The sequence below is a fragment of the Vibrio sp. OPT46 genome (genome assembly GCF_015163535.1).
Classification (GTDB): domain Bacteria; phylum Pseudomonadota; class Gammaproteobacteria; order Enterobacterales; family Vibrionaceae; genus Vibrio; species Vibrio alginolyticus.
Genome location: NZ_JADDYG010000824.1, coordinates 163,458 through 167,236, shown reverse-complemented (window position 1 = coordinate 167,236; position 3,779 = coordinate 163,458). Strand labels below are relative to the sequence as shown.

The 3,779-nt window shown below is 42.4% G+C and carries 3 protein-coding genes and 1 pseudogene; 1 reads left to right on the top strand and 3 read right to left on the bottom strand.

Translation table 11 applies throughout. The features are described from left to right. Positions 1-375, bottom strand: a pseudogene (locus IQR33_RS28840) (purine-nucleoside phosphorylase); the annotation flags it as partial. A 121-nt stretch (positions 376-496) separates the two neighbouring features. Between IQR33_RS28840 and IQR33_RS28835 the strand changes: the two are divergent. Then, positions 497-1,402 (top strand): LysR family transcriptional regulator, encoded by a 906-nt coding sequence (locus tag IQR33_RS28835; RefSeq protein ID WP_005379156.1) that lies wholly within the window; start codon positions 497-499, stop codon positions 1,400-1,402. A gap of 242 nt (positions 1,403-1,644) precedes the next feature. Here the strand turns inward: IQR33_RS28835 and IQR33_RS28830 are convergent, their stop codons facing one another. Then, on the bottom strand, positions 1,645-2,331 hold the full coding sequence (locus IQR33_RS28830) for a hypothetical protein (RefSeq protein ID WP_193837270.1): 687 nt from the start codon (positions 2,329-2,331) through the stop codon (positions 1,645-1,647). Next, positions 2,321-3,779 (bottom strand): dGTPase (dgt, locus tag IQR33_RS28825; protein ID WP_228014201.1); only part of this gene is annotated, 1,459 nt, incomplete at its 5' end. The genes dgt and IQR33_RS28830, both read right to left, overlap by 11 nt.

Sequence of the window (3,779 nt, the reverse complement as noted above, 5' to 3'; positions counted from 1 at the left end):
GCCGACATCAATACGCTCAGGGCGAAGTGAGCCTGCCGCGTTGGTGACGAGCAGAAACTCACAGCCCAGCTTTTTAAAGGTGCGTACGGGCGTGGTCATGACCTTCATTGAGCCGTGTTCGTAGTAGTGACCGCGACCTTTCATGCACACGACGTCTACGCCGCCCATGGTGCCAAGTACCAACTCACCAGAGTGGCCTTGCACGGTGCTAACCGGAAAGCCTTCGAGCTCTTCGTATGGAATGACCACTTTGTCTTGTAGCTCGTCTGCCAATACGCCTAAGCCAGAGCCTAAAATAAACGCCGCTTTAGGTTGGAAGTTTGGTTTGCGTTCGCGAATGGTTTGTAGCGCGCCGATTACTGGATCGTGATTCATGTTAGTCACCTTCTGGTTGTGTGTTGATTCCATTGTGTGACTTTCTGCGCTGGTTATCTTTGCTTTATTCGCTACTATCATCCTTAAAAAGAGGATGATGAAATTCGCTAGGACTCAATGCATGAAGTCAGAACCATTTGAGCGCGTGACGCTGAAGATGCTGCGTTACTTTTACGAGGTCGCACAAACCAAGCATTTCACTAAGGCCGCCGAGAACCTTAATATCACCAATTCGCCGTTGAGCAATCGCATCAAAGAGTTGGAAGAGGTGCTTAACGTCAAACTGTTTGAGCGTGATTCAAGAAACGTCATGCTAACGGAGGCCGGGCGATTGTTGGAGTCCAAATGCCAACTGATTTTTCAGACCTTAGATGTCTCGCTCAATCAAGTGCAGCAAGTGGGTTTGAACCAGAGAAACATCTTGCGAGTTGGTGTGGTAAGTAGCGCATTTTGGGGCGGATTTGATCGTCTGTTACAGCGCTTCCATGCTGAGCATGACACTTATCACGCCGACATTTTTGACCTTAACCCAGAGACGCAAAAGAAGCACCTGAGCGAGAAGAAAATCGATGTGGGCATTGTGCGTTTTGCCGATGCACTCAACATTTATCCGTATCAGTCGGTGTCTTTGGGCAAAGATGTGTTTGTGGTGGCGGTGTCGGAGCAACATGAGTTAGCCAGCAAATCTTTGCTGCGACTCCAAGATTTAAAGACGTGTGAGTTTGCGTTTATGAGTTTGGCGAATTCTGCCTCGGCAAACTTCATCATTAATGCCTGTCTGCAAGAAGGCTTTTCACCCCATATTGGCAAACAAGTGGTGGAGCCAAGCACCTTGATGGCGTATGTGGCAAACAGCAATACCGTGACGTTGGTGCCGTCGACGTTTTCTCAGCATCATTGGCATGGGATTCGTTTTATCAAGCTGAAAGAGTCACTGCGTGCAGACTTGTGTCTGATTCATGACGGTAAGCAGGAGAGTGCTATCAAAGCCGAGTTTATTCGCACGTTATTGGAGAACGCGAGTTAAGCATGGGCTAACAAAAAAAGGTCACCCTAAGGTGACCTTTTCAAATGATTCGCTGAAATCAGCAATGCGATTAGCGCGTAATTAACGCATCGTTTCCGATTACCCTTTATATCTAACTCTGGAATTTTTCTGGAAATCCTTTGGTAACGGCCTCTAAGAGATATTTTCCAGAAATCACAAAAACTAGGTTAAATTTTAAGAAAATTTAAGTCTGGAAAATCGATTTTCCAGACTTGATTTCGTTAAAAACTTGGGCCTATCGATCTCGGCGGAGGAGGAATTATAGAATTGATATCAGTTTCGTGTATTTGGAAAGTGTCCGCGTTGACGAAGCCACAATGAACCGGAAAGCGTTTATAGTGTGATGTGTTTTTGCTCCACCTTAACGCTGAGTACCCTCCCATAATACGATGTCCTACCCACCGTTCATCTATAAGCTTGTAGCCACTGGGTTTGTTTAAGAGCAAAAGACTTCCCATAAATTGAAGCCATTGATCATTTGTTAAAAGACGATTGCCATAACCATGAAATGACCGACCGCTCTCGTACAGGTTGAAGCCCATGTTCCAATATCTACACAGCTCTTTTATGGCCTCTGACGCAGAAGGTGTAGAACCTTTTGAACCAAAGTCTATCATTGGAATGTGGTAACACTCGTTGTTCAAGATTACTTTTGAATGTACAGCTAACTCAGTTTCTGGTTCTAGAGACATCAACATCTCAAGAAGTGAACTCTCATTCACTTGAGCAACCGGCACTAAAAATGTTGATCTGTAATCATTGAAAGATTGAGGAACGTACTGGTACCTACTCATCTCTAGTTGAGCATTGCTATTTATCCAAGAAGCCAATACCTTCGCCACCCAAGCTACAGGGTGGCGGCTTAGCTTCATACCGTGGAAATTGTTACCTGTATGATTATTTAACATTTATCCCCTTTAACATATGGAAAAACTCCATTGAAAATTGGTCTGTCATTCCTGATACAAAATCAATAATCAGGTGGGCTCGTAAGTTCCATTCTTTCACTTTATCAAACTGAGTTAAATGCTCAACTAAAGCATCGTTAAGAGTAGTGTTCTCACCAAGCTCTTTCACAAAATTTGGTAACGAATTCTTCAGAATAGCCGCTTTATATGCATTTAGATGTTTTTCTGGTAGTCGATTAAAGAGCCTTCTATGGATGTGAAGGTCATTCTCTTTAATTAAATCGAAGTCATTTATAATTAATGACATAAACTGCTCTTTGGGAAGCTCTAGTAGCTTTTGGTAGTCAGAAATAATTCCAGAAATTATAGAGTACCCAGATAGCTCCATGCACTCAGCCTCTGAAGATGTAAACAAATAGTCACCAGTATAAACCTTTAGTATCTTTAAAAGGTCATACTCTAAGGTACCTTTAGATATGATTTCTTTGTGCACATTCATCTTGATGAAATCGTTATATTTATCAACAAAACTTTGGGCAACACTATCTACCAAAAAGTTTGACAGCTTCGTTTTGAAGCTTAAAAACTGTCCAACGGGAGCTTGCTTAACGGAATTTAGAATGTTGCTCAAATCTGAGCATATCTGAGGGTTGCCGTGCTTTGGGCTGACCTTTTCTAGTCCTTGGATGACATTGGCTTTGAAATGGTCTACGGAAATAATCCCTTTTTCTATCCCGTCTTCAATATCACTAATACAGTATGAGATATCATCTGAAGCCTCCATTAAAAAGCCTAGGGGGTGTCTTGTATTAGGTGCCATACCAAGAGTAGACCAAGCACTTTCTATTACATCAATTTCAGTATCGAAATATCCCACTTTTTTAGTGAAAGGCTTATCTTTATGCTCGTTAATCGTTGCAGGGCTGTATGTATACTTTAAGAAAGCTGCAAGTTGAACGTAAGTTAGGTTTAAACCATAAAAACCATCATCACCTTGAAGTTTAGTGATGATTCTAAATCCCTGTGGGTTTCCATCAAAAAACTTAAAATCATCGAGGGCTCGCAGATACTCATTAGATGTCGTACCCAACGAAGCAGATAACGTGTTAATCGCTTCTTGAGAGTTCGCCCATTTAGATATAGCTGCTTCACCAAAGTGTCCAAATGGAGGGTTACCAATGTCGTGCATTAAACATGCTGTTTCTACAATGTTTGATAGGGCTATACCATTGTCTTTCCAATAATCTTTCTGATCTTGGCTAATGTCGCTAGCATCTTTAATCTTCTCAGAGATACTGGCAACGATATAACGTCCTATATGAGAGACCTCAAGAGAGTGAGTTAAGCGTGAACGTACCGCGGAGTTACTTTCTAATGAGAAAACTTGTGCTTTTTGTTGCAACCTTCGAAATGAGGCTGAGTACATTAGTCGCGCACGATCACTTTGA

Excerpts from the sequence above, each read along its gene's own strand:
- IQR33_RS28835 (WP_005379156.1), top strand. The coding sequence starts at position 497 with ATGAAGTCAGAACCATTTGAGCGCGTGACGCTGAAGATGCTGCGTTAC.
- IQR33_RS28830 (WP_193837270.1), bottom strand. The coding sequence starts at position 2,331 with ATGTTAAATAATCATACAGGTAACAATTTCCACGGTATGAAGCTAAGC.